At 41.0% G+C, this 24,801-nt stretch carries 26 protein-coding genes; all 26 read left to right on the top strand.

Annotated features, from left to right (window positions below; all coding sequences use genetic code 11):
- The first annotated feature begins 4 nt into the window (after positions 1 to 4).
- Positions 5 to 1,051, top strand: a complete 1,047-nt coding sequence (locus NSQ54_11445) for a chemotaxis response regulator protein-glutamate methylesterase (protein ID WYP24946.1) — start codon at positions 5 to 7, stop codon at positions 1,049 to 1,051.
- 15 nt (positions 1,052 to 1,066) lie between these two features.
- Positions 1,067 to 1,705 (top strand): chemotaxis protein CheC, encoded by a 639-nt coding sequence (locus NSQ54_11440; GenBank protein WYP24945.1) that lies wholly within the window; start codon positions 1,067 to 1,069, stop codon positions 1,703 to 1,705.
- A complete protein-coding gene (locus NSQ54_11435) occupies positions 1,698 to 2,183 on the top strand; it encodes a chemotaxis protein CheD (protein WYP24944.1) in 486 nt (161 codons plus the stop codon). Before NSQ54_11440 ends, NSQ54_11435 begins: the two co-directional genes overlap by 8 nt.
- Before the next feature lie 77 nt (positions 2,184 to 2,260).
- Entirely contained in the window at positions 2,261 to 3,004 is a 744-nt protein-coding gene (locus NSQ54_11430) for a FliA/WhiG family RNA polymerase sigma factor (GenBank protein WYP28546.1), read from the top strand.
- Between the two features lie 13 nt (positions 3,005 to 3,017).
- Positions 3,018 to 3,320 (top strand): hypothetical protein, encoded by a 303-nt coding sequence (locus tag NSQ54_11425; GenBank protein ID WYP24943.1) that lies wholly within the window; start codon positions 3,018 to 3,020, stop codon positions 3,318 to 3,320.
- 12 nt (positions 3,321 to 3,332) lie between these two features.
- Entirely contained in the window at positions 3,333 to 3,785 is a 453-nt protein-coding gene (locus NSQ54_11420) for a hypothetical protein (GenBank protein ID WYP24942.1), read from the top strand.
- 151 nt (positions 3,786 to 3,936) lie between these two features.
- The gene (gene rpsB, locus NSQ54_11415; protein WYP24941.1) at positions 3,937 to 4,671 is read left to right on the top strand and encodes a 30S ribosomal protein S2; all 735 of its coding nucleotides are present in this window, start codon (positions 3,937 to 3,939) and stop codon (positions 4,669 to 4,671) included.
- 103 nt (positions 4,672 to 4,774) lie between these two features.
- Complete coding sequence (tsf, locus tag NSQ54_11410; GenBank protein ID WYP24940.1) at positions 4,775 to 5,659, top strand: translation elongation factor Ts; 885 nt, start codon at positions 4,775 to 4,777, stop codon at positions 5,657 to 5,659.
- Between the two features lie 92 nt (positions 5,660 to 5,751).
- Positions 5,752 to 6,474: a UMP kinase gene (gene pyrH, locus NSQ54_11405; GenBank protein ID WYP24939.1), complete on the top strand. Its 723-nt coding sequence runs from the start codon at positions 5,752 to 5,754 to the stop codon at positions 6,472 to 6,474.
- Positions 6,471 to 7,028 carry a ribosome recycling factor gene (gene frr / locus NSQ54_11400; protein WYP24938.1) on the top strand — a complete coding sequence of 186 codons (558 nt, stop codon included), beginning with the start codon at positions 6,471 to 6,473 and terminating at the stop codon, positions 7,026 to 7,028. Before pyrH ends, frr begins: the two co-directional genes overlap by 4 nt.
- Before the next feature lie 102 nt (positions 7,029 to 7,130).
- Positions 7,131 to 7,898, top strand: a complete 768-nt coding sequence (locus tag NSQ54_11395) for an isoprenyl transferase (GenBank protein WYP24937.1) — start codon at positions 7,131 to 7,133, stop codon at positions 7,896 to 7,898.
- Positions 7,899 to 7,919: 21 nt separating this feature from the next.
- Positions 7,920 to 8,726, top strand: a complete 807-nt coding sequence (locus tag NSQ54_11390) for a phosphatidate cytidylyltransferase (protein ID WYP24936.1) — start codon at positions 7,920 to 7,922, stop codon at positions 8,724 to 8,726.
- Between the two features lie 42 nt (positions 8,727 to 8,768).
- Positions 8,769 to 9,914 (top strand): 1-deoxy-D-xylulose-5-phosphate reductoisomerase, encoded by a 1,146-nt coding sequence (locus NSQ54_11385; GenBank protein WYP24935.1) that lies wholly within the window; start codon positions 8,769 to 8,771, stop codon positions 9,912 to 9,914.
- A gap of 24 nt (positions 9,915 to 9,938) precedes the next feature.
- A complete protein-coding gene (rseP, locus tag NSQ54_11380; GenBank protein ID WYP24934.1) occupies positions 9,939 to 11,186 on the top strand; it encodes an RIP metalloprotease RseP in 1,248 nt (415 codons plus the stop codon).
- 30 nt (positions 11,187 to 11,216) lie between these two features.
- Complete coding sequence (proS, locus tag NSQ54_11375) at positions 11,217 to 12,827, top strand: proline--tRNA ligase (GenBank protein ID WYP24933.1); 1,611 nt, start codon at positions 11,217 to 11,219, stop codon at positions 12,825 to 12,827.
- A 69-nt stretch (positions 12,828 to 12,896) separates the two neighbouring features.
- Positions 12,897 to 17,195 carry a PolC-type DNA polymerase III gene (locus NSQ54_11370; protein ID WYP28545.1) on the top strand — a complete coding sequence of 1,433 codons (4,299 nt, stop codon included), beginning with the start codon at positions 12,897 to 12,899 and terminating at the stop codon, positions 17,193 to 17,195.
- Positions 17,196 to 17,366: 171 nt separating this feature from the next.
- Entirely contained in the window at positions 17,367 to 17,837 is a 471-nt protein-coding gene (rimP, locus tag NSQ54_11365) for a ribosome maturation factor RimP (GenBank protein ID WYP24932.1), read from the top strand.
- 33 nt (positions 17,838 to 17,870) lie between these two features.
- Entirely contained in the window at positions 17,871 to 19,004 is a 1,134-nt protein-coding gene (gene nusA, locus NSQ54_11360) for a transcription termination factor NusA (GenBank protein ID WYP24931.1), read from the top strand.
- Between the two features lie 70 nt (positions 19,005 to 19,074).
- Positions 19,075 to 19,305, top strand: a complete 231-nt coding sequence (locus tag NSQ54_11355; protein ID WYP28544.1) for a YlxR family protein — start codon at positions 19,075 to 19,077, stop codon at positions 19,303 to 19,305.
- Positions 19,302 to 19,613, top strand: coding sequence for a YlxQ family RNA-binding protein (locus NSQ54_11350; GenBank protein ID WYP24930.1), 312 nt, complete (start codon positions 19,302 to 19,304; stop codon positions 19,611 to 19,613). Before NSQ54_11355 ends, NSQ54_11350 begins: the two co-directional genes overlap by 4 nt.
- A gap of 16 nt (positions 19,614 to 19,629) precedes the next feature.
- Complete coding sequence (gene infB, locus NSQ54_11345; protein ID WYP24929.1) at positions 19,630 to 21,765, top strand: translation initiation factor IF-2; 2,136 nt, start codon at positions 19,630 to 19,632, stop codon at positions 21,763 to 21,765.
- The gene (locus NSQ54_11340; GenBank protein ID WYP24928.1) at positions 21,762 to 22,043 is read left to right on the top strand and encodes a DUF503 family protein; all 282 of its coding nucleotides are present in this window, start codon (positions 21,762 to 21,764) and stop codon (positions 22,041 to 22,043) included. Before infB ends, NSQ54_11340 begins: the two co-directional genes overlap by 4 nt.
- An 18-nt stretch (positions 22,044 to 22,061) precedes the next feature.
- Positions 22,062 to 22,418 (top strand): 30S ribosome-binding factor RbfA, encoded by a 357-nt coding sequence (gene rbfA, locus NSQ54_11335; GenBank protein WYP24927.1) that lies wholly within the window; start codon positions 22,062 to 22,064, stop codon positions 22,416 to 22,418.
- A gap of 77 nt (positions 22,419 to 22,495) precedes the next feature.
- On the top strand, positions 22,496 to 23,434 hold the full coding sequence (gene truB / locus NSQ54_11330) for a tRNA pseudouridine(55) synthase TruB (protein ID WYP24926.1): 939 nt from the start codon (positions 22,496 to 22,498) through the stop codon (positions 23,432 to 23,434).
- On the top strand, positions 23,434 to 24,384 hold the full coding sequence (gene ribF, locus NSQ54_11325; protein WYP24925.1) for a riboflavin biosynthesis protein RibF: 951 nt from the start codon (positions 23,434 to 23,436) through the stop codon (positions 24,382 to 24,384). Before truB ends, ribF begins: the two co-directional genes overlap by 1 nt.
- A gap of 138 nt (positions 24,385 to 24,522) precedes the next feature.
- Positions 24,523 to 24,792, top strand: a complete 270-nt coding sequence (gene rpsO, locus NSQ54_11320; protein WYP24924.1) for a 30S ribosomal protein S15 — start codon at positions 24,523 to 24,525, stop codon at positions 24,790 to 24,792.
- Positions 24,793 to 24,801: the final 9 nt, after the last annotated feature.

Raw genomic sequence — 24,801 nt, 5'->3', positions numbered from 1 at the left:
TACAATGAATCCAATTAGGGTGCTAGTAGTAGATGACTCTGCATTTATGCGTAAAGTCGTAACGGATATGTTACAAGCTGATCCTGAAATTTTTGTAGTAGGGACAGCAAGAAATGGTGAAGATGCGACCAAAAAGAATCTAGAGTTAAAACCGGATGTCATTACGATGGATGTAGAGATGCCTGTTTTGGACGGGCTAGGCGCCCTTAAGCAAATTATGATAGAACACCCAATCCCAGTTGTGATGGTGAGTAGTCTAACGAGTATTGGCGCTCACACAACGATGCTCGCCATGGAGGCAGGAGCGGTTGACTTTGTTGCAAAAACGAGTGGTTCCATCTCTCTAGACTTATTTACGATTGCTGATCTCCTTAGGGATAAGATAAAACTTGCGGCACAGGCAAACGTTAGGAAGCCTATTGCCCAAGAGCCCGTTCAACCTATTTCTATAAAATTATCTTCTTTCGTTCATAAACCAAAGGAGAGAAAACTAGTTGCTATAGGCGTTTCAACTGGTGGACCCAAAGCGTTAAAGGATGTTCTCACGAAAATTCCTAAAAACATTGCTGCGCCGATTGTTATTGTTCAGCACATGCCAGAAGGTTTTACGAAATCACTTGCAGATCGCCTGGACTCCTTAAGCGATATTCGTATAGTAGAAGCAAGTGAAGGAGATGTGTTAGATGATGGTACAGCTTATATTGCACCAGGTGGAAAACATCTCAAGGTTAAAAAGGTAGGTAATCAGTGGATCTGTACATTATCAACTGAGCCTGCTGTAAACGGTCACCGCCCATCAGTAGACGTACTTTACCAATCAATTGCCCGATTAGATGACGCGGCTGTCATTGCAGTGGTTATGACAGGCATGGGCTCCGATGGTTCTGAAGGCTTGAAACAATTAAAAACAAATCACCTATGTTACGCCCTTGCTCAGTCTGAAGAAACAAGTGTTGTGTATGGAATGCCGAAGATGGCCGTTCGAACAGGGAAAATTGATCAAGTTGTTCATTTGCAAGAGTTGGCCAATCAAATACGAGCTCATTGTTAGCGGGGGGGTGTTGATATGAAAAACTATGAGTTTATTCATTCAACTCATCTAGATGTACTTCGAGAAATTGGAAATATCGGTGCCGGACATGCCGCCACCTCGTTGTCAGCATTGTTAGGAAGAAAAATCGAAATGACGATTCCAGAAGCGACGGTCATTCCATTTGATGAACTTCCTGACCGTATGGGCGGATCAGAAAATGAGATTGCAGCCATCTTTACTCCAGTCACTGGAGATACACCAGGAAGCGTTTATTTTTTCTCGGATGTGACTCAATCAAATGCGGTCATTCAGCAATTAACGCATCCTCTTTCTGAAGCGACTCATCAAGATCTTGCAGCACAATATGGTCAATCTGCTTTTCTAGAAGCAGGAAATATTGTCATTGGTTCTTATCTTTCTGCGTTTGCTGATTTAACTGGATTGCAGGTTACACGGGGAGTGCCAGATTTATCAATAGATATGGCAGGCGCTATCATCAGTCACGGATTAAGTCGATTATTAATTCAAAGCGATGTCGCAATTTGTATTGATACCCATATGAGGATTGATGGTGAAACAGCAACTAGAAATTTCGGCAGTATTTTGCTTCTGTTCGACCCAGATTCGTTTAACGTTTTATTCAAAGCCCTAGGAGTCGAGATCGATGAATGAAGTGGTCACAATTGGGATGGCAGAGCTATTATGTTCAAATGATACGGCTCCTCTGCGAACCTCTGGGTTGGGTTCCTGCGTAGGCGTAATCATTTATCAAGAAGGATCAACGTTCGCTGGGATGGCTCACATCATGCTTCCTTCCGTCACAATCTCAAGTAATCGTGAGCACAAGATCGGTAAATTTGCTGATGTAGCTATTCCGGAATTAGTCAGGCTGCTCAGGGCTAAAGGGGCCTCTAGCTATCGGTTAAAAGCGAAGATTGCGGGTGGTGCGCAAATGTTTGCCTCAGCTGGAAATGAAATGATGCGTGTTGGCGAAAGAAATGTCATCGCTGTGAAAGAACAACTAACCGAATTAAATATCCCGTTAATAGCTGAAGATACAGGTGGTAGAAATGGACGAACGATCAGCTTTAATCCAGCTACTCATGAACTAACAATCCGAACGGTTCACTTAGGAACAAAAGTAATCTAACGCTTGAATCCCGTTGTAAGAATTGAAATGGAGGTGCAGTAAAATTGATAAATGTAGGGTTAAGTAAAGAAGAAAAAATGTGGGAAGATTGGTTTAATGACCGAAGTAGGGAGGCGTGTGACCATCTTGTAAGAATGTACCTGCCATTAGTACAATTTCACGTACAACGAATTTCAATCGGCTTGCCTGGCAGTGTTCGAAAAGATGAACTCACAAGTCACGGCTTATATGGATTGCTGGATGCACTTGAGAAATTTGATCCGAATCGTGATTTGAAATTTGATACGTACGCTTCGTTTAGAGTCCGTGGGGCGATTATTGATGGGTTACGTAAAGAAGATTGGTTATCACGTTCAATGAGAGAAAAGATTAAGCGAGTAGAGGCAGCGTCTGAGAAGCTTGAACAACAGGAAGGCAGATATGTATCAAGTGCAGAGGTCGCGGAGTTTCTTCATATGGATGAATCTGATGTAGCACAAATCATGGCTGAACAATTTGTTGCAAATATATTATCAATTGACGAGCCAACACAAGAGGCAGAACGCCAGGAGTCATTTGCTGCGACAATTGAAGATAAGTTAACAAAAACACCTGAGGCTACATTAATGGAGTCGGCAACGAAAGATGAACTTGCAGAGGTAATCGCAGGGCTAACAGAGAAAGAGCAGCTTGTCATTAGTTTATTCTATTACGAAGAGCTGACACTAACCGAAATTGGTCATATTTTAGAATTGTCTACCTCACGCATTTCTCAGATCCATTCAAAGGCTTTATTTAAACTACGTCAAGTAATGGAGAAACAAAGTCGTTCTTACTCATAAGGAGGCGTGTAGCGTGAGCTTTAAGCCAATTGAAGCGTTAGGGTCCCTATCTCATACATTTAAAGCAAGCAAAGCACAAACGCAGCTTCAACAAAGAGTGCAAATGAACGAAGTAATGATGGCAGAGGCAGGCAGACAAGCAGAGCAATTAGCGAGAAAACGGATACCGGCTTCAGACTTAAAGAAAGAAGCTAGATTTCAAGGGTCCAGCCAATCTGGTCATCAACAAAAAAAGCAAAAAAAGAAGCAGAATGAGGAACCCTCTGCTAAAAGTCAGCATCCAACAAAGGGGACACATATCGATTATTCGATGTAAGGAGGAACCGTCATGGCTGTCGTGCTAAGTATCCTTAGTATTTGTTTAATCAGTTTTCTATATCTCAGGGCACAGTCAACTGAACGAAGGGTGACAGAGCTCGAGAAACGCCTAAATAAAAGTGAACAAATGAGAGATGAGTTGGAGCAATCTCTTCTTGTCTTTGCGGAAGAAATGAAAAGTGGGAATGAACGCATTCTAAAACAGGTATCTGGTGTTGAGACAATAAAAGTAGACTCTATACCTAAGCGTTCGGTAGAGAGTAGCAATTCAGGATTACCGCAGGACTATAAACCTCTTATTCCAACAGAAAAACAGGAAGATGCATCCTATCAACCTTCTACACAGGCAACTGTTCTCAACTTGTACAAGCAAGGGTTTTCTCCTGCTGAAATCGCTAAACGATTGCACATGGGTAAAGGTGAAGTAGATTTAATCATCAAATTTCAACAAAAAGCAAACTAGCAGTTGCAACAGCTAGTAACATATGGTACATTAATTAACGGTGTTTATTACACACGCCTCTAATTTTAGTGAGGGTGCTGCTTGTCAGTGTCGCTAAAAGATGATGAGTGCGGAGGAAGACAAAAACCAATTATAAGAGGAGGTGTTTGATGTGGCAGTTATCTCCATGAAACAATTGCTAGAGGCTGGTGTACACTTTGGTCACCAAACTCGTCGCTGGAATCCTAAAATGGATCGCTACATCTTCACAGAAAGAAATGGTATTTACATTATTGACCTTCAAAAGACGGTTAAGAAAGTTGAGCAAGCGTACAACTTTGTTCGCGATATCGCTGCTGACGGAGGAAAAATCCTTTTCGTTGGTACGAAAAAACAAGCTCAAGATTCAGTAAGAGATGAAGCAATCCGTTGCGGAATGTACTTCATCAACCAACGCTGGCTTGGTGGGACGTTAACGAACTTTGAAACCATTCAAAAGCGTATTAAACGTCTTAAAAACATTGAGAAAATGGAACAGGACGGTACATTTGACGTTCTTCCTAAAAAAGAAGTTATCCTTCTAAACAAAGAAAAAGATCGTCTTGAGAAGTTCCTAGGCGGTATTAAAGATATGAAGGGTGTTCCTGACGCACTATTCGTCATTGACCCTCGTAAAGAGCGTATTGCGATCGCTGAAGCTCACAAGTTAAATATCCCAATCGTTGCGATTGTTGATACAAACTGTGATCCAGACGAGATTGATTATGTAATTCCTGGTAACGACGATGCAATCCGCGCTGTTAAACTTCTAACTGGTAAAATGGCTGACGCTGTAATCGAAGCAACAGCTCATGAAGAGCAAGTAGAAGAAGAAGCGGAAGTTGAAGAAGAAACAACTACAGCTTAATCTCGTTTCCAAAAGGGTCGTAAGGGGGAAGCCCTTTACGACTCTTTTTGTTACGTTTGAATGAATTCAATTTGATCTATAATCATTAGGAGGCGGACACATTATGGCAGTAAAAGCTAGCATGGTAAAAGAATTGCGCGAAAAAACTGGCGCAGGTATGATGGATTGTAAGAAAGCATTAACAGAAACAAACGGAGATATGGAAAAAGCAATTGATTTTCTTCGTGAAAAAGGGATCGCAAGTGCTGCTAAAAAAGCAGATCGCGTAGCTGCAGAAGGACTAGCTGCTGTTGTAACTGAAGGAAACAAAGCAGTTATCATCGAAGTGAACTCTGAAACTGATTTCGTTGCTAAAAACGAAGGCTTCCAAACACTTGTTAAGGAGCTTGCTGAGCACCTTCTTGCAAAAGAACCTGCAAATGTTGAAGAAGCACTTGAGCAACCATTTAAAGATGGTAGCACATCCGTTCAAGAACACATCAACAGTGCAATCGCTAAAATTGGTGAAAAGCTTTCTCTTCGCCGTTTTGCAGTTGCTACAAAAGAAGATGGAGACGTATTTGGTGGATACCTTCACCAAGGCGGACGTATCGGTGTGTTAACGGTTCTTGGTAACTCTTCTGATGAAGATCTTGCTAGAGACGTTGCAATGCACGTTGCTGCAATTCGTCCAACGTATGTATCTCGTGATGAAGTAGAAGCGGAAGAAGTAAACCGTGAGCGCGAAGTACTTAAGCAACAAGCTCTTAACGAAGGTAAGCCTGAGAACATCGTTGAGAAAATGGTAGAAGGCCGTCTAAGCAAATATTTTGAGCAAGTTTGTCTTCTAGATCAGCCGTTTGTTAAAGATGGCGATCAAAAAGTTGGTAAATTCCTTGCTGCTAAAAACGCAACAGCTAAATCATTTGTTCGTTTTGAAGTTGGAGAAGGAATGGAAAAACGTGAAGAGAACTTCGCTGAAGAAGTTATGTCACAAGTAAAGAAATAATATAAGAAGAGGGACACCTACGTGTCCCTTTTTTCAAAGAAAAGACATAGACGGCGAGTGATAACATCGCGTTAAACTGATGGAGGGTAACGATGAACAAGTATAATCGAGTTGTGTTAAAGTTAAGTGGAGAAGCGTTAGCTGGCGAATTAGGATATGGAATTGACCCAAGTGTTATTCAATCAGTTGCCAAGCAAGTAAAAGAAATTGTAGAATTAGATGTTGAAGTTGCTGTGGTTGTAGGTGGAGGAAACATCTGGCGTGGAATGGCAGGAAGTGCAAAGGGCATGGACCGTGCAACTGCTGATTATATGGGTATGCTAGCTACTGTTATGAATTCACTGGCACTACAAGACAGTCTAGAAGATATTGAGGTACAATCTCGAGTACAAACATCGATTGAAATGCGCCAAGTGGCTGAGCCATACATCAGGAGAAAAGCGATTCGTCATTTAGAAAAGAAACGTGTAGTGATCTTTGCTGCCGGTACTGGAAACCCGTACTTCTCTACAGATACAACAGCGGCATTACGTGCAGCTGAAATTGAAGCAGAAGTTATTTTAATGGCAAAAAATAAAGTTGATGGTGTCTACAGTGCTGATCCATCAATTGATGAAAACGCCGTGAAGTACAAAGAAATTACATATATGGATGTGCTGAAAGAGGGTCTAGCTGTTATGGATTCCACAGCATCTTCCTTATGCATGGACAATGATATTCCATTAGTTGTATTCTCTATCCTTGAAGAAGGAAATATTAAACGAGCGGTTCTAAAAGAAGATATTGGAACCATTGTGAGGGGGACAAACGCATGACAACAGAAGTAAAACAACAAGCAACTGAGCGTATGACTAAGGCAATTGATTCATTACGCAGAGAGCTCGCAAAACTTAGAGCTGGTCGCGCAAATCCGGCTATTTTAGACCGCGTAACGGTTGAATATTATGGTGCATTAACTCCATTAAATCAACTTGCAACAATCTCAGTTCCAGAAGCACGCTTACTTGTTATTCAGCCTTTCGACAAATCTTCAATTGCTGATGTTGAGCGCGCTATTCTTAAGGCGGATCTTGGACTTACACCTTCTAATGATGGACAAGTCATTCGTATTGCGATTCCAGCACTAACGGAAGAACGTCGTCGTGACCTAGTTAAAATCGTTAAGAAATCTGCTGAGGATGCGAAAGTTGCCATTCGTAACATTCGTCGTGATGCAAATGACGATCTTAAGAAACAACAAAAAGATGGCGAGCTTACAGAAGACGATCTAAGACAATCAACAGATGAAATTCAAAAGCTTACAGATCAATTTATCGCGACTGCAGATAAAGAAGCCGATCAAAAAGAACAAGAAGTTATGGAAGTGTGAGCGATTTCCATGTAAAATGAATCAAGAATAAGACCCTCTAACTCAGGGGGTTTTTTATTCTTAACGTTTTACGTTACTGTTAGATAGATGGAGGGCGCACGAATGCTTGAGATATTTTCAAAATGGAAAGCGAACTTAACATCAGCTGATTTACCTGATCAAGCAGAGGAAGGCAAGCTTCCGCAGCACATCGCCATCATCATGGACGGCAACGGTAGGTGGGCTAAACAAAAAGGGTTACCACGCATTGCTGGACATCGAGAAGGAATGAAGGTTGTTACCAAAATTGTTCGAACAGCAAGTAACATGGGTATTGAGGTTTTAACACTTTACGCTTTTTCTACAGAGAACTGGAAGAGGCCCAAAAAAGAAGTTGATTTTTTACTTGGGTTGCCTGAGCTTTACTTAAACGCCGAGCTTCCAAAATTAATTGAAAACAATGTACAGGTCCGTTTAATTGGAACGACAGATCATCTGCCCGATCACACATTGAGAGCAGTAGAAAAAGCAATAAAAGACACGGAGTCCAACACAGGCATGATCTTAAACTTTGCCTTAAACTACGGTAGTCGTCATGAAATGCTAGAAGCAGTTAAAAGCATCGGAAGGTTAATTGAAGAAGGCAAATTATCGGCCGACTCATTAACTGAAGAAACGATACATGAACACTTAATGACTTCACAATTAAATGATCCTGATCTATTAATTCGAACAAGTGGAGAAATCCGTTTGAGCAATTTTATGCTTTGGCAGCTTGCCTATAGTGAATTCTGGTTTACAGATGTATTATGGCCGGACTTTGGGGAACAGGACTTTGTGGAGGCCATTGCGGTATACCAGAAACGAAAACGCCGATATGGCGGAGTGTAAGCTAAAGGGGGCTGACTCAGTATGAAACAGCGTATTATTACTGGTGCTGGATTTGGCATCATTATGATTGCGATGATTTTTTTAGGGGGAACATTGTTTAACCTGGCTGTGAGTATTACAGCAACAATTGCTATGGTTGAACTGTTAAAAATGAAAAAAATGCAGGCCATGTCGATTACAGGTTTGACTGGTCTGCTTTCCATGTGGATATTATTAATACCGGCTGAGTGGTTTGGGGCTATTTTCCCATTTCCATTTACTAAAGTAGAACTGTTTATCTTTTTTATTCTAATCATGCTTATGCTAACTGTATTAACAAAAAATACATTCACATTTGATGAGGTAGGATTTCTAGTTGTCTCATCTGTATATGTTGGTTTTGGTTTTCATTATCTAATGTTAACGAGAGACACACCTATCATTGGCATGTCCCTTGTCTTTTTTGTTATCCTATTAATCTGGACAACGGACTCAGCGGCTTACTTTGTTGGACGAGCCATTGGGAAAAACAAGCTATGGCCCGATATTAGTCCGAACAAGACCATTGAAGGATCGCTTGGTGGTGTTGTATTTGCACTAATCATTGGAACTGTCATTTATTTTGTGTTGCCGGATTTATCAACGTACATATCGTTTTTAACTGCATTTGGGATGATGCTAATTGCTTCTATATTTGGTCAAATCGGGGATCTAGTTGAATCGGCTCTAAAACGACATTATTCAGTTAAAGACTCTGGAAATGTATTACCGGGTCATGGTGGGATTTTGGACCGTTTTGACAGCTTGATCTTTGTCTTACCCATTCTACATCTCATTCAACTAATTTAAGGATACAACATTAGAAAAAGCCACAACATGGAGAGTGATCACTTGAAGCAGATTAGTTTATTAGGTTCAACAGGATCAATCGGAACACAAACATTAGATGTCATCAGATCAAACCCAGATCACTTTAATCTTGTTGCTTTATCTGCAGGGTCGAATATTGAACTGGTTGCTAGTCAAATTCGCGAGTTTCATCCTTTACTTGTAAGTGTAAAAGGAGAGGAAGAAGCGAGAAAGCTGAAGCTTGAAGTAGGAGATTCCACGATTATTCTATCAGGAGAAGATGGGTTAATGGAAGTTGCCTGTCATCAGGAAGCAGATGTATTAGTGAATGCAGTGATTGGTAGTGTAGGACTCAAACCTACGCTTGCAGCGATAAAAGCTGGGCGCGATATTGCTATTGCAAATAAAGAAACACTTGTAACAGCTGGTCATATTGTTACTACTGAGGCGAATAGACATGGAGTAGCACTTATACCGGTGGATAGTGAGCATTCAGCAATTTTCCAAGCACTAAATGGGGAAGACCCGAGTTCAATCGATCGTCTCATAGTCACTGCCTCAGGTGGTAGTTTCAGAGATCGGTCCCGTAATGAGCTTGAAGGTGTAACTGTAGATGAAGCACTCGCCCATCCAAACTGGTCTATGGGAGCAAAAATTACAATTGACTCTGCTACTATGATGAATAAAGGGTTAGAAGTCATTGAAGCTCATTGGTTGTTTCAGATTCCATACGATCAAATCGAAGTGCTTATGCACAAAGAAAGTATCATCCATTCAATGATTGAATTTCGTGATCGAAGTGTGATGGCTCAACTAGGTACTGCTGACATGCGCTTACCGATTCAGTATGCACTAACGTATCCGGAACGACTTGCACGAGAGACAGCAGAAAGGTTAAACTTATGGGAATTGGGTAAGCTTCATTTTGGCAAGTTAGATATGGAGCGTTATCGGTGCATGAAGTTTGCCTATGATGCAGGTCGTGCTGCTGGTACAGTGCCAACGGTATTAAATGCTGCGAATGAAGTGGCAGTTGCTGCGTTTTTAAACAATCAAATCTCATTTTTACAAATTGAAGATTTAATTGAAGCATCCTTAAATCAGCATATTCGAATTTCTGAACCTAGTTTAGATGAAATTTTAGAGGCTGACGCGCGAACAAGACAATTTGTTCAATCAAAATTGTAACAAGAAAGGCGGAGAAGTTTAACATTGAATACATTACTTTCGTTTCTGGTTATTTTCAGTGTACTTGTATTTGTTCATGAGTGGGGGCATTTGTACTTTGCTCAAAAAGCCGGAATTCTCTGCCGTGAGTTTGCAATTGGTATGGGTCCCAAGCTTTTCTCGTTCAAACGTGATGAGACAATTTATACTGTTCGTCTCCTTCCTATCGGTGGATTTGTACGAATGGCTGGGGAAGATCCAGAGCAAGTTTCTATCAAACCAGGTTATGAAGTAGGACTAGTTCTGGATGCACAAGATAAAGTAACGAAGATCTATGTGAACAATAAGTCGAAACACCCTGAGGCGCAAGTGGTTCAGGTTGAGCGGATCGATTTGGAGCGCGAACTGATCATTGAGGCATTTAATGATGAGGATGAACTGATGACGTATCATGTTCATGAACGCGCAGATGTAATTGAGGATGAAGTTCCTAATCAAATTGCACCTCATGATCGCCAATTTGGCTCAAAGTCAGTAGGGAAACGGGCGATGGCCATTTTTGCTGGTCCATTAATGAACTTTGTATTGGCCTTTTTCTTATTTGTCATAGTAGCAGCCATTCAAGGGATCCCAACACCGGAGGTTTCTGCTGTTGCTGAAGGTTCAGGTGCAGAAGAGGCCGGGATCCAGCAGGGTGACGTCATCCAAAGTATTAATGGAGAAGACGTTTCTACTTGGAGACAAGTAACTTCTATTATAGAAGATAATCCTAGTACAACCATTACTGTTGGACTAGAGCGAGATGGACAAATGATACAGCTTGATGCGAATACTATTTCAGTTGATCTCGGTCCTGAGCAAATTGGTCAATTAGGTGTAGGTCCTGTCATTAAACAAGATTTTGGTGCAGCGATTTTAGAAGGGTTTATTAAACCATATGAAGTGGTTATATCTATTTTCAAAACGCTTGGAACAATCATTACGGGTCAGTTCTCATTAGATTATATTGCCGGTCCAGTTGGTATCTATAATATTACTGGAGAGGCAGCATCGCTTGGCATTCTTACATTGATTAATTTTGCTGCAATGTTAAGTATGAACCTTGGAATCGTCAATCTATTGCCAATACCGGCTATGGATGGAGGCAGACTTGTTTTCTTAGGATATGAAGCAGTAAGAGGAAAACCAGTTGATCCTCAAAAAGAAGGAATGATTCAGTTTGTTGGATTTGCGTTCCTTATGCTTCTAATGATTGTCGTGACGTGGAACGACATTAGTAAATTGTTTATGTAGAGATAAAATCCTAGAAGGGAAATAAGGATTATGAGACAAAAAACATTTTTGTTACCAACATTACGTGATATACCTTCCGATGCAGATGTAAAAAGTCATCAGCTTATGCTACGTGCAGGAATGATGCGACAAAATGCAGCTGGGGTATACACCTATTTACCACTTGCAAAACGAGTGATATCAAAAGTAGAAGCAATTGTGCGTGAAGAGCTTGAAGCGATTGAAGTGCAGGAGTTAACTCTTCCAAGCTTACATCCATCTGAGTTATGGCAGGAGACTGGAAGATGGGACAAAATGGGCGATGAGCTTATTCGTCTGAAAGACCGTCATGGTCGAGATTTTGCGCTTGGACCAACACATGAAGAAGTGATTACAAGCATTATTCGCGATGCCATTGGTTCTTATAAAAAGCTGCCATTAAACGTGTTCCAGATTCAAACGAAGTTCCGTGATGAACGCAGACCGAGATTTGGTCTACTTCGAGGCCGAGAGTTTATCATGAAGGACGCTTATTCCTTCCATAATACAGAAGAAAGCCTTGATGATACGTATCAAGCAATGTATCAGGCATACGAGCGGATCTTTACAAGAGTTGGATTAACGTTTAGAGCGGTTATTGCTGATTCGGGAGCAATGGGTGGTAAAGATACGTTTGAATTTATGGCTCTTGCTGAGGTAGGGGAAGACACCATTGCTTATTCGGATAGCTCCAATTACGCAGCCAACATTGAGATGGCAGCCGTACAAGCAGGTAGCGTAAAAGAGACGAATCCGGTGGTTCAACTTCTGCCAGTTCAAGCAGATGAAGAGATCATTGTTCTGTTACTTGGTGCAGATCATGAATTAAATGAAGTGAAATCATTACATGAACTTCATGTAAAGTCACTTTCCATTCTTAATGAGCAAGAAGTACAAGAAACCTTCAGTGTTGAAAAAGGATCGTTATCTACGGAACATTTAAATGGATATCGAGTGATTTCCGATCAGTCCCTTAAAGGTGTCACGTCATTTACGGTGCAAAGCACTGGTACTTCTGTAGATTTCGCTGAGCTTTCCATTGACTCTTATGCAGACTTACGTATGATTCAAGAGGGTGATGCGTCACCTGATGGCCAGGGGACGATCCAGTTTGCTAGGGGAATTGAAATTGGACAAGTATTTAAGCTTGGAACGTTCTACTCAGAATCAATGGGTGCGTCATTCCTAGATCAGAATGGACGAGCGAACCCATACAAAATGGGTTGTTACGGTATTGGGATCTCAAGAACAGTAGCTGCGATCATTGAACAGCACAATGATGAAAATGGAATTGTCTGGCCGGCTGCTGTGGCGCCATTTGATTTACATTTATTAACGCTAAACTCAAAAAATGAAGAGCAGGCTGAACTGTCTGAGAAGCTATATATATCTTTGAAACAATCAGGCTGGGATGTTCTATTTGATGATCGTCCTGAAAGAGCAGGAGTTAAGTTTAAGGATGCAGACTTAATTGGCTTACCAATTAGAGTATCTGTAGGCAAACGAGCTTCTGAGGGAGTTGTAGAAGTGAAGGTACGTTCAACTGGTGATTCAGAAGACGTACACATTGATAATCTTGCAGACGTGATTCAATCCAAGCTGCAGGAGCTCTCAAACGTATAAATGTTTGGGCTGATCCAATCTTTTGCATCAGCCCTTTTTTTATTGACTACACAAGAGGGGGTGCCAGAAATCGATCAAGAAAAACAGACGCGACAAGAACGACTTCAATTGTTATTGACGCAATTACAAATACCCGAAGAGCTTATTTCTAGTTACTTTTCAGAAGGCTTTATACAAAAACTAGTCATTTCAAAAGAAAAGAAAAGCTGGCACTTTCATATTTCATTATCAAACTTAGTTCCAGCATCCGTGTACCAATTGTTTGAAGATAGACTTACTCAAACATTTAAACATATTGCAACGGTTACTCATAGCTTCACGTATCAGACCTCGACTCCAACAGAATCCGTTTGGTTAGGCTACTGGCCAATGATTGCATCAACGGTTACCGATGTTTCAGATGCCTTGCGAAACTTACTTAAAAACCAAACACCAAATTATGACGGACGGACTGTAACGATTCAGGTGAGAAATGAAACAGAGGCTACTGCACTAAAGCGAAAGCTGGCGGATCCCCTAAATGAATGCTTAGGTCGATTCGGGTTGCCAAATGTATTACTAGAAGCAACCTATCAAGAATCGACAAAAGCATTTGAACAATTTGTTAAAAATCGTGAAGAAGAGGATCATTCTAAAGTAGTTGAAGCGATGATTGAGAAGAAAAAAGCAGAGGAACAAGTGGCGAATGATCTTCAAGGTAAACCACTTATGCTTGGATATCCAATTAAAGACGATGCGACTCCAATTGAAGGAATTGTTGATGAAGAGCGTCGAATTACCGTTCAAGGGTATGTGTTTGCCTCTGAAATCCGTGAACTGCGCAGTGGACGTTCTCTACTAACCTTTAAAATTACGGATTATACGGATTCGATACTCGTAAAAATCTTCTCCCGAGACAAAGAAGACCTTCCTCTACTCGGAGCTGTGAAAAAAGGCATGTGGTTAAAGGTTCGTGGAGGCATTCAAAACGATACCTTTGTTCGTGATCTTGTCATGATTGCAAACGATATTAACCAAATTCAGCCTGATCTAGTTGTGGATCAAGCAGAAGAAAAAAGAGTAGAGCTTCATCTGCATTCATCAATGAGTCAAATGGACGGAATGACATCTGTAGGTAGGTACGTAGAACAAGCCGCGGCATGGGGTCATAAAGCAATGGCTATTACAGATCACGGTGTGGCACAGGCCTTTCCAGAGGCGTATTCAGCTAGTAAAAAACACGGTGTAAAAGTGTTATTTGGTCTTGAAGCAAATCTTGTTGATGATGGTGTCCCAATCGCTTACAACGAGCAAAAGCTAGACCTTGAAACAGCTGAATATGTTGTGTTTGACGTAGAGACTACCGGTTTGTCAGCGGTTTACAACACGATTATTGAACTGGCAGCTGTAAAAATAAAAGATGGGGAAATCATTGATCGCTTTGAATCATTTGCCGATCCACATGAGCCCCTAAGCAATACAATTATGAATTTAACTGGCATTACCGATGATATGGTACGTGGACAGCCTGAGGTAGAAGATGTACTAAAAGATTTTTATGAGTTTGCTAAAGGCTCTGTGCTCGTAGCCCATAACGCAAGCTTTGACATTGGTTTCTTAAATGTCGGCTATAAGAAGTTAGGTATGGGTGAAGTCCAGCATCCAGTCATTGATACTTTGGAGTTAGGTAGATTCCTTTATCCTGATCTTAAAAACCATCGTTTGAATACATTGTGTAAGAAGTTTGATATCGAGCTGGTCAGTCATCACCGTGCCATTTATGATGCTGAAGCAACAGGCTACTTACTTTGGAAGATGATAAAAGATGCGCGTGAAAAAGAGATCTATTCTCACGATGAGATTAACCAGCACATGGGACAAGGGAATTTCCACCGTCAAAGACCGTTTCATTGCACAATTCTTGTTACCTCCCAGGAAGGGTTAAAGAATCTCTACAAACTCATTAGTATTTCACACGTTAATTATTTCTTTAGAAATCCACGCATTCCACGTTCTCAGCTAACAAAGCATCGGGAAGGTTTAATCATTGGTTCAGCATGTGACAAGGGTGAGGTTTTTGAAGGGATGATGCAAAAGTCGGCGGATGAAGTTGAAAGCATTGCGGCCTTCTATGATTACTTAGAAGTGCAACCACCGTCTAATTATGCGCATCTCATTGAACGTGAGCTTGTTAAAAATGAAGACGCGCTTCACGAAATTATTAAGAACATTGTTGACCTGGGTGAAAAACTAGGTAAGCCAGTTGTTGCAACTGGAAATGTTCATTACTTGCAGAAGGAAGATTATATTAACCGTAAAATTCTCATTGCCTCTCAGGGTGGTGCGAATCCGTTAAATCGTCAAGAACTGCCGGAGGTTCACTTCAGAACAACGGACGAAATGCTTAAACTATTCTCCTTTTTAGGTGAAGAAACAGCTAAAGACATTGTTGTCACTCAGACAAACGCTATCGCTGATTTAGTGGAAGATGGTATTCAACCCGTTCCTGATGATTTATATGCGCCTAAAATTGAAGGAGCAGATGAAGAGATCAGACAGATGAGTTACGACATGGCGAAAAGCATATACGGGGAAGAGCTTCCTGAAATTGTTACAGCAAGACTGGAGAAAGAGCTAAAAAGTATCATTGGCCATGGATTTGCCGTCATCTACTTAATCTCGCACAAACTCGTGAAAAAATCACTGATTGATGGGTACCTTGTTGGTTCAAGGGGGTCAGTTGGATCTTCACTTGTAGCGACGATGACAGAGATTACTGAGGTTAATCCCTTACCTCCGCATTATGTATGTCCGTCCTGCTGTCATTCTGAGTTTTTTGATGATGGTAGTGTCGCATCTGGCTTTGACTTGAAGGATAAGGATTGTCCTCACTGCGCCGTGCCTTACGTAAAGGATGGACAAGATATTCCGTTCGAAACGTTCTTAGGATTTAAAGGGGATAAGGTTCCCGATATTGACTTAAACTTTTCTGGTAGCTATCAGCCGCGAGCTCACCAATATACTAAAGAGCTATTCGGTGAAGAATATGTATATAGAGCAGGAACGATTGGTACGGTAGCTGAAAAAACAGCATACGGTTATGTAAAAGGTTATCAAAGCGATCATGATTTAATGATGCGTGGAGCTGAAATAGATCGTTTAGTATCCGGTACAACGGGTGTTAAACGAACAACGGGTCAGCACCCAGGTGGAATTATTGTTGTACCTGATTACATGGACATCCATGATTTCAGTCCAATTCAATTCCCAGCTGATGATAAGAATTCTGAATGGAAAACGACTCATTTTGATTTCCACTCAATTCACGATAATTTGCTAAAACTCGATATTCTAGGACACGATGATCCAACTGTGATTCGTATGCTTCAGGACTTAAGTGGAATTGATCCAAAAACAATTCCGACAGATGATCCTGAAGTGATGAAAATATTTAGTGGACCAGATGTACTAGGTGTGGACGAAGAACAAATTATGTGTAAGACGGGGACGCTTGGAATACCGGAGTTTGGAACACGGTTTGTACGACAAATGCTTGAAGAAACGAAACCAAGTACATTTTCTGAGCTGGTTCAGATCTCAGGATTATCTCACGGTACGGATGTTTGGTTAAACAATGCCAATGAACTGATTTATAACGGCACATGTGAATTAAAAGACGTAATCGGCTGTCGAGATGACATTATGGTTTATTTAATTTATAAGGGACTTGATTCCTCATTGGCCTTTAAGATTATGGAGTTTGTTCGTAAAGGGAAAGGGCTTCAGCCTGAATGGATTGAAGAAATGAAAAAGAACAACGTACCTGACTGGTATATCCAATCCTGCCTGAAGATTAAATACATGTTCCCTAAAGCACACGCCGCAGCCTATGTCCTTATGGCTGTTCGCATTGCTTACTTTAAAGTCCACCATCCCATTCTATATTACGCATCTTACTTTACTGTACGTGCGGATGACTTTGATATGGATACGATGATTAAGGGGTCTACGGCGATCCGTGCACAGATCGAAGAAATAAATAAAAAAGGTCTTGATGCAGCCCCAAAAGAAAAAGCAGTATTAACTGTTTTAGAGCTGGCACTTGAAATGTGTGAGAGAGGCTTCTCTTTCCAGAAAGCAGATCTATATCGCTCATCAGCAGATGAATTTATAGTTGATGGCATGAGCTTGCTTCCTCCTTTTAATTCTTTAACAGGAGTTGGAACCAACGCTGCACATAATATTGTGCGAGCAAGAGGAGAAAGAGAATTCCTATCTAAGGAAGACCTACAGCAACGTGGGAAGCTGACAAAAACAGTGGTTGAGAACCTAGATGAACATGGCTGTCTTGAGGGACTACCTGATTCAAATCAGCTCTCTCTCTTCTAGAGAGAGCCTTCTCTTCGGTTGCAAAAGCACCATGAGTATGCTAATCTTGATATGGTAATACTTAGAATACGTTCGGAGGAGAGTGGGGCAACCCACTCTTTCATTTTTGTGCAGCCTCATTTATAAAACGAAACGAATGATTCAATAGATAGAACGTTAGGAGGGTAAAGCTTGAGCAAGAATGTCACATCTATTACAGAAAGCCTAGTGACACCAATTTTAGCTGAACTCAATCTTGAACTCGTTGATATCGAGTACAAGAAAGAGGGGCCTAATTGGTTTTTACGTGTGTTTATAGATTCCGATTCAGGCATTGATTTGGATGATTGCGGAACTGTGAGTGAGCGTTTAAGTGAAGAGTTAGACCGTACGGATCCGATTGTGGAGGCGTACTTTTTAGAAGTATCCTCACCTGGTGCAGAACGGCCATTAAAGAAAGCGTCTGACTTACAAAAAGCAGTTGGAAAATACATTGCAATCTCAACCTATGAACCGGTTGAAGGACAAAAAGGGTTTGAAGGCACTTTACAATCGTTTGATGGGGAGACAATCGTCATTGAAGTAACCATTAAAACAAGAAAAAAAGTGTATGAAATCCCATATAAAAAAGTCGCTAACGCGCGTTTAGCCATTCAGTTCTAAAGAAAGGCCCAAGTTTGAAAGGGGGAATAATCCATGAATACTGAATTTATGGAAGCATTATCTACGCTGGAGCACGACAAAGGTATCAAAAAAGACATTATTATTGAGGCCATTGAAGCTGCTCTCATTTCTGGATATAAACGTAATTTTAATCAAGCGCAGAATGTACGAGTTGACGTAAATCGTGACAACGGTAGCATTCGTGTGTTTGCGAGAAAAGTAGTTGTTGAGGAAGTATTTGATGCACGTTTAGAAATTACTTTAGATGAGGCACATCAAATGAATCCGAATTATGACCTAGATGACATCATTGAAATTGAAGTCACTCCAAAGGATTTTGGACGAATTGCTGCGCAAACCGCAAAGCAGGTTGTTACGCAACGCGTACGTGAAGCAGAGCGCGGAATTATTTACTCTGATTTTATTGACCGCGAAGAAGATATTATGACGGGGATTGTTCAACGTCAAGATCATCGCTTTATCTATGTGGATCTTGGAAAAGTGGAGGCGCTTCTACCACTTAATGAACAAATGCCAAATGAGTCTTATAAGCATAACGACCGTATGAAGGCATTTATTACTAAGGTTGAAAAAACAACAAAGGGACCACAGATCCTTATTTCAAGAACGCACCCTGGTTTATTAAAGCGTTTGTTTGAACTTGAAGTTCCTGAAATCTACGATGGTACAGTTGAAATTAAATCCGTTTCTCGTGAAGCCGGCGATCGTTCTAAGATTGCTGTTCATTCTGATAACCCAGAAGTAGATCCGGTTGGAGCATGTGTAGGGCCTCGTGGTCAACGTGTACAAACCATTGTTAATGAACTAAAAGGCGAAAAGATTGATATCGTTAAATGGTCTGAGGATCCTGTTGAATATGTAGCAAATGCCCTTAGCCCGTCTAAAGTTGTTCGTGTAAACGTCAACGAAGCAGACAAAATGACTCAGGTGATTGTACCTGATTACCAATTGTCACTTGCGATCGGGAAGCGCGGACAAAACGCTCGTTTAGCCGCTAAACTAACAGGATGGAAAATTGACATTAAGAGTGAATCAGAGGCTGAAGAGTCAGGTTTACTTGAACAGAAAACCTTTGAGCCGGTTCCAGAACGTGATGAAAATACGTTTTTAGAATCAACTGATTATACTTCTGATGAACGGGAATAAGAGTTAAGAAGGAGATGGACTTTTGAGTCAGCGTAAGATTCCTCTTAGAAAATGTGTAGTATCTAATGAGATGAAGCCGAAGAGTGAGCTCATCCGTATTGTTCGCTCAAAAGAAGGGGACGTCTCTCTTGACCCTACTGGTAAGAAGAATGGCCGCGGAGCATATTTAACGAATGAAGAAGAGATCTTTTTACTTGCTAAGAAAAAAGATGTTCTCTCGAGACATTTAAATGTGACCGTAACCCCTGAAATCTACGATGAACTGCTTGCTTCACGTCCTAAAGGGAAAAGCGGAATATGAGCAATCAACAGCAAAGATGGATCTCTCTCCTTGGACTTGCTGCAAGAGCAAGAGAGATTGTAACTGGCGAAGAGATGGTTTTACAAGATGTACGTAAAAAACGCGTGTGTCTCGTATTACTTGCCGCTGATGCATCAGAATCAACGGCTAAAAAAGTAAAAGATAAATGTAGCCATTATCATATTCCAGTCAAACAAGTGGCAGACCGAACCACTCTCGGTTCAGCTATAGGAAAAGCAGAGCGCGTAGTCATTGGTATTAAGAACAGGGGATTTGCTGCAAAAATAACCGAACTATTGGACCAATGAATGTGGAGGTAAGTATATGAAAAAAATGAGAATATATGAATATGCCAAAGAACATAATCTACAAAGCAAACAATTAATTGATCAATTAAAAGGTATGGGTGTGGAGGTAACAAATCATATGTCTGTTGTTGACGAAGATACATTAAAAAAAGCCTCTAACCAAGGAGCACAATCAAAATCGGCGGATTCAGCGCCTAAGCAACAAAACCGTCCAAACCAAGATAATAAGGGTGGACAGTCACAAAATAAACCAGCCGCTAAGAAACAAGGTGGCGGTCAACGTCCAAACAATCAAAACCGCAATCAACCTCAAAACCGTAACAACAATAACAACCGTAATCGTAATCGCAATAACAACCAACGTAACCGTAGTCAGCAGCCTGTTAAACAGATGCCACTACCGGAAAAAATTACATTTACAGGTTCGTTATCTGTTAGTGAACTTGCAAAAGAGCTTCACCGTGAAGCGTCTGAAATTATCAAAAAGCTAATGGGCCTTGGTGTCATGGCAACCATTAACCAAGAGCTTGATAAAGATACAATTGAATTGATTGCAACAGACTACGGTGTGGAAGCGGAAGAAATCATTCCAGTGGATGAACTAGACATTGATAACTACAATGCCGAAGATACTTCAGAAGAGCTGCAAGAGCGTCCGCCAGTTGTAACAATTATGGGTCACGTTGACCATGGTAAAACAACACTTCTTGACTCGATTCGTAATACAAAGGTAACGGCTGGAGAAGCGGGTGGAATCACTCAGCATATCGGTGCATACCAAGTTGAGACAAACGGTAAAAAAGTGACGTTCCTTGATACTCCAGGTCACGCTGCATTTACAACCATGCGTGCACGTGGTGCTCAAGTAACGGACATCACAATTCTTGTTGTAGCAGCAGATGATGGTGTGATGCCTCAAACAAAAGAAGCGATTAGCCATGCGAAAGCTGCTGGAGTACCAATCATCGTTGCAGTGAATAAAGTGGATAAAGAAGCAGCGAATCCAGACCGTGTAATGCAAGAATTAACTGAGTATGAGTTAGTTCCTGAGGCGTGGGGTGGAGAAACCATCTTTGTTAATGTCTCTGCTATAAATGGCACTGGAATTGATGAGCTTCTTGAAATGATTTTACTTGTGTCTGAAGTAGAAGAATTAAAAGCAAACCCTGATAAATTGGCTGTTGGTTCTGTTGTTGAAGCACAGCTTGATAAAGGCCGTGGACCGGTTGCGACCCTTCTTGTTCAAGCAGGTACATTAAATGTAGGAGATCCACTTGTTGTAGGTAACACGTTTGGTCGTGTTCGTGCACTTGTAAATGATGTGGGTCGTCGTGTGAAGTCAGTAGGACCATCTACTCCTGTTGAAATCACTGGACTTAACGATGTTCCACTTGCTGGAGATCAATTCCAAGCATTTAAAGACGAGAAAAAAGCTCGTCAAATTGGAGAAGCTAGAAATGCACGTCATCGTGATGAAACACGTACAGAAACATCTCGTGTATCTTTAGACGACTTGTTTAACCAGATCCAACAAGGGGAAGTTAAAGATATAAACATCATTATTAAAGGTGATGTTCAAGGATCAGTAGAGGCAATGCGAGGATCTCTTGAGAAGATTGAAGTTGAAGGTGTGAAAGTAAACATTATTCACACAGGTGTTGGCGCAATTGCTGAGTCAGATATTATCTTAGCTTCTGCATCGAATGCGATTGTTATTGGTTTTAACGTTCGTCCAGATGTTAATGCAAAACGTACAGCTGAAGTAGAGAAAGTAGATGTTCGTCTTCACCGTGTTATTTATAATGCAATTGACGAAATTGAGTCAGCAATGAAAGGTATGCTTGATCCAGAATACGAAGAAAAAGTAATCGGTCAAGTTGAAATCCGCACAACTTTTAAAGTATCTAAAATCGGTATGATTGCCGGTTCTTATGTAACAGAGGGTAAGATCTCTCGCAACTCTACGGTCCGTTTAATTCGTGATGGTATCGTTATTTACGAGGGTGCAATCAATGCATTAAAACGCTTTAAGGATGACGTAAAAGAAGTTGCAGCTGGTTACGAATGTGGAATCACGCTTGAGAACTTTAACGACATCAAAGAAGGCGACCAAATTGAAGCCTACGTAATGGAAGAAATCGTACGGAAATGATTATTGGTGCTGTCCGATGTGAACTTTTCATATATGAGTCAGGTTCATTAAAAGCCAAGCGAGCAGTGATTAAAAGTTTGCTGACTCGCTTAGGACAGCGATACAATCTTTCTGTTTCCGAAACGGACTATCACGATTTGTGGCAGCGTTCCGAAATTGGCCTTGTAGTTGTGTCCACTACCAAAAAACGGTGTGAGCAAGAACTACAAAAAGCATTAGCCTTAATTGATGCAGATCCCGATTCAGAACGAACCCTAACAGAAATGGAATGGCTATAGCCGACAATGAGGTGACTTATGAGTAAAGTTCGTGCAAACAAAGTAGCAGAACAAATGAAAAAAGAATTAAGTGATATCATGCTTCGTGGGTTAAAAGATCCACGAGTGAAGTTTGTGACCGTTACTGGAGTTGATGTAACAGGTGACCTACAACAAGCAAAAGTGTTTATCACCGTTCTTGGAAGTGAAGAAGAAAAAGAAGCAACCTTAAAAGGGTTAAACAAAGCAAAAGGATTTTTACGTTCAGAGGTTGGGAAACGAATCCGCCTGCGTAAAACGCCTGAATTAGAATTTGAAATTGATTCGTCGATTGAGTACGGTAACCGAATTGAATCGTTGCTGTCAGACTTGAATCGAAATAACGATTCTAACTAAGTGGAAGGATAGCGGAGCATAATGCTTCCTATCCTTTTTTTGCAGTCAACATTGTATGACAAGGAGCGCGAATGCGAATGGTACCAACAGGAATTCTACCACTTATTAAACCAGCAGGAATGACGTCACACGATTGTGTGTATCGTATTCGCAAGCTGTATCAAACAAAGAAAGTCGGGCATACTGGGACATTAGACCCTGCTGTAACCGGAGTTTTGCCTATCTGTATCGGCAGAGCTACAAAGGTAGCTGAATATATGTCAGATTTCGGGAAAACGTACGAAGCTGAAGTGACACTTGGTTTTTCCACAACAACAGAGGATGCAGAAGGTGAGATGGTTGAACAGAAGCCTGTCACCGACACGTGGACAGAAGATCAACTAAAAGAAACGCTATCTTCTTTTTTAGGTGAACAAATTCAAATTCCTCCAATGTATTCAGCTGTAAAAGTAAATGGAAAACGGTTATATGAATACGCAAGGGCAAATCAAACGGTTGAACGTCCGAAACGAAAAATTACGGTTCATTCCATTGAATTTGACAGTGCAACTAAGCTTCATGAAGATACATATTCTATTCGTTTTACAGTAACGTGTAGTAAAGGAACGTATATCAGGACGCTTGCGGTTTCCATTGGAGAAGCATTAGGTTATCCTGCCCATATGTCGAAGCTTATGCGCACCGAGTCAGGGCCTTTTACACTGTCTGAGTGTGTAAGCTTAGAAGATCTTGGGGAAATGGAGATGGACAAAAGATTACATCAACTTGTACCTTTTGAGCGAGCACTTGAAGGATGGAAAACAATTCAAGTCTCTGCCCCAATCGAAGCGAGAATTCGTAATGGCGCTGTTTTATCAATGGATGAACTAACAGTATCTGAGCGTGTTGTGGTTTATTCAAAGTCAAATGAACTCCTAGCAATCTATAAACCGCATCCGGAGAAGCCTGGAAAAATGAAGCCGGAGAAGATTTTGTTTGAGCCAGAGGAGCAAACAGCCAGAAAGGATAAGGAATGATGAAAACCATTTATCTAAGTCATCCTATTGATCATTCAGTACCCCTTATTGTGCCTACAGTGTTTGCTCTTGGATACTTTGATGGAGTCCATAAAGGTCATCAGCATGTCATTCGTCAAGCGGTATCGTACGCTAAAGAGAATGGTATGGAAAGCGCAGTGATGACCTTTCATCCTCACCCCAAAGAAGTGTTAATGCAGCTTGAGCAACCAATGCATTTTTTAACACCACTTCCTGATAAACTCGAACGAATTGCCGAACTAGGTGTTGATCGCACGTATGTGGTAGAATTTAATCAATCATTTGCAAACCTGTTGCCACAGGAATTTGTCGACCACTACTTATTGGCTTTAGGTGCTAAGCATGTTGTGGCTGGCTTTGATTTTACCTATGGAAAAAAAGGCAAAGGAACGATGGATACCATGCCTGACCATGCACAGGGAAGATTCAGTAGCCTAGCCGTATCTAAGGTAGAAAGAGAAGGGATAAAAGTGAGCTCAACTGCATTACGAGAGTTATTACAGGCGGGTAAGGTTAGTGATATTAGCGAATTATTAGGTGAACCTTATCAAATAAAAGGAATCGTTGAAGACGGTGAAAAACGTGGCCGTACGATTGGATACCCTACAGCTAATGTGAAGGTAAATCAGCGTTATATTATACCCAAAACAGGTGTATACGTGGTCAAAGTAGAGTTACAGGACAACATTCTTTTTGGAATGTGTAATGTTGGATATAAGCCAACATTCCATAATAAGAAGCCCGATACGCCATCAATTGAAGTACATTTGCTTGATTTCAATGAGCAAATTTATGGTGAAACCCTTACGATCACTTGGATCCAACGCATCCGTGACGAAGTGAAGTTTAATGGAATTGATGAGTTAAAAGCACAGCTTGCCTTAGACAAAAAGCAAACGGAAGAGATTGCACGGACAATTGATCGTTAGTTCTTACCCTTTACCCTTGCAATCTAAGGTGAAGCCATGTATAGTAATTGATGTACTTATGTACAAAGCCGTTTCTTGGCAGGACGCTTCACCAACGTCTGCTAGGAATCCGGATATAATCTAAAGGAGGTGAATAGGATGGCATTATCACAAGAGCGTAAAAATGAGCTAATTGCTACATTTAAAACGCATGACACGGACACTGGTTCTCCAGAGGTTCAAGTGGCTATCCTTACAGAGCAAATCAACACACTTAATGAGCATTTACGTACTCATAAAAAGGATCACCATTCAAGACGTGGTCTTTTGAAAATGGTTGGTTCGCGTCGTAACTTATTAACGTACCTACGTAATAAAGACGTAACGCGCTACCGTGATCTAGTTGACAAGCTTGGCTTACGCCGATAAACATGACAA

It is taken from the genome of Alkalihalobacillus sp. FSL W8-0930 (assembly GCA_037965595.1).
Lineage (GTDB): Bacteria > Bacillota > Bacilli > Bacillales > Bacillaceae_D > Alkalicoccobacillus.
The sequence above is the reverse complement of the archived record's forward strand: the minus strand, read 5'-3'. Positions and strand labels throughout refer to the sequence as shown.

Coding starts and splice junctions, on each gene's coding strand:
- NSQ54_11390 (WYP24936.1), top strand. CDS start 7,920: ATGAAACAGCGTATTATTACTGGTGCTGGATTTGGCATCATTATGATT.
- NSQ54_11395 (WYP24937.1), top strand. CDS start 7,131: ATGCTTGAGATATTTTCAAAATGGAAAGCGAACTTAACATCAGCTGAT.
- NSQ54_11435 (WYP24944.1), top strand. CDS start 1,698: ATGAATGAAGTGGTCACAATTGGGATGGCAGAGCTATTATGTTCAAAT.
- NSQ54_11340 (WYP24928.1), top strand. CDS start 21,762: ATGATTATTGGTGCTGTCCGATGTGAACTTTTCATATATGAGTCAGGT.
- rbfA (WYP24927.1), top strand. CDS start 22,062: ATGAGTAAAGTTCGTGCAAACAAAGTAGCAGAACAAATGAAAAAAGAA.
- NSQ54_11430 (WYP28546.1), top strand. CDS start 2,261: ATGTGGGAAGATTGGTTTAATGACCGAAGTAGGGAGGCGTGTGACCAT.
- truB (WYP24926.1), top strand. CDS start 22,496: ATGGTACCAACAGGAATTCTACCACTTATTAAACCAGCAGGAATGACG.
- pyrH (WYP24939.1), top strand. CDS start 5,752: ATGAACAAGTATAATCGAGTTGTGTTAAAGTTAAGTGGAGAAGCGTTA.
- NSQ54_11355 (WYP28544.1), top strand. CDS start 19,075: ATGAAGCCGAAGAGTGAGCTCATCCGTATTGTTCGCTCAAAAGAAGGG.
- frr (WYP24938.1), top strand. CDS start 6,471: ATGACAACAGAAGTAAAACAACAAGCAACTGAGCGTATGACTAAGGCA.
- infB (WYP24929.1), top strand. CDS start 19,630: ATGAAAAAAATGAGAATATATGAATATGCCAAAGAACATAATCTACAA.
- tsf (WYP24940.1), top strand. CDS start 4,775: ATGGCAGTAAAAGCTAGCATGGTAAAAGAATTGCGCGAAAAAACTGGC.
- ribF (WYP24925.1), top strand. CDS start 23,434: ATGAAAACCATTTATCTAAGTCATCCTATTGATCATTCAGTACCCCTT.
- NSQ54_11440 (WYP24945.1), top strand. CDS start 1,067: ATGAAAAACTATGAGTTTATTCATTCAACTCATCTAGATGTACTTCGA.
- rpsO (WYP24924.1), top strand. CDS start 24,523: ATGGCATTATCACAAGAGCGTAAAAATGAGCTAATTGCTACATTTAAA.
- NSQ54_11445 (WYP24946.1), top strand. CDS start 5: ATGAATCCAATTAGGGTGCTAGTAGTAGATGACTCTGCATTTATGCGT.
- NSQ54_11420 (WYP24942.1), top strand. CDS start 3,333: ATGGCTGTCGTGCTAAGTATCCTTAGTATTTGTTTAATCAGTTTTCTA.
- NSQ54_11350 (WYP24930.1), top strand. CDS start 19,302: ATGAGCAATCAACAGCAAAGATGGATCTCTCTCCTTGGACTTGCTGCA.
- proS (WYP24933.1), top strand. CDS start 11,217: ATGAGACAAAAAACATTTTTGTTACCAACATTACGTGATATACCTTCC.
- nusA (WYP24931.1), top strand. CDS start 17,871: ATGAATACTGAATTTATGGAAGCATTATCTACGCTGGAGCACGACAAA.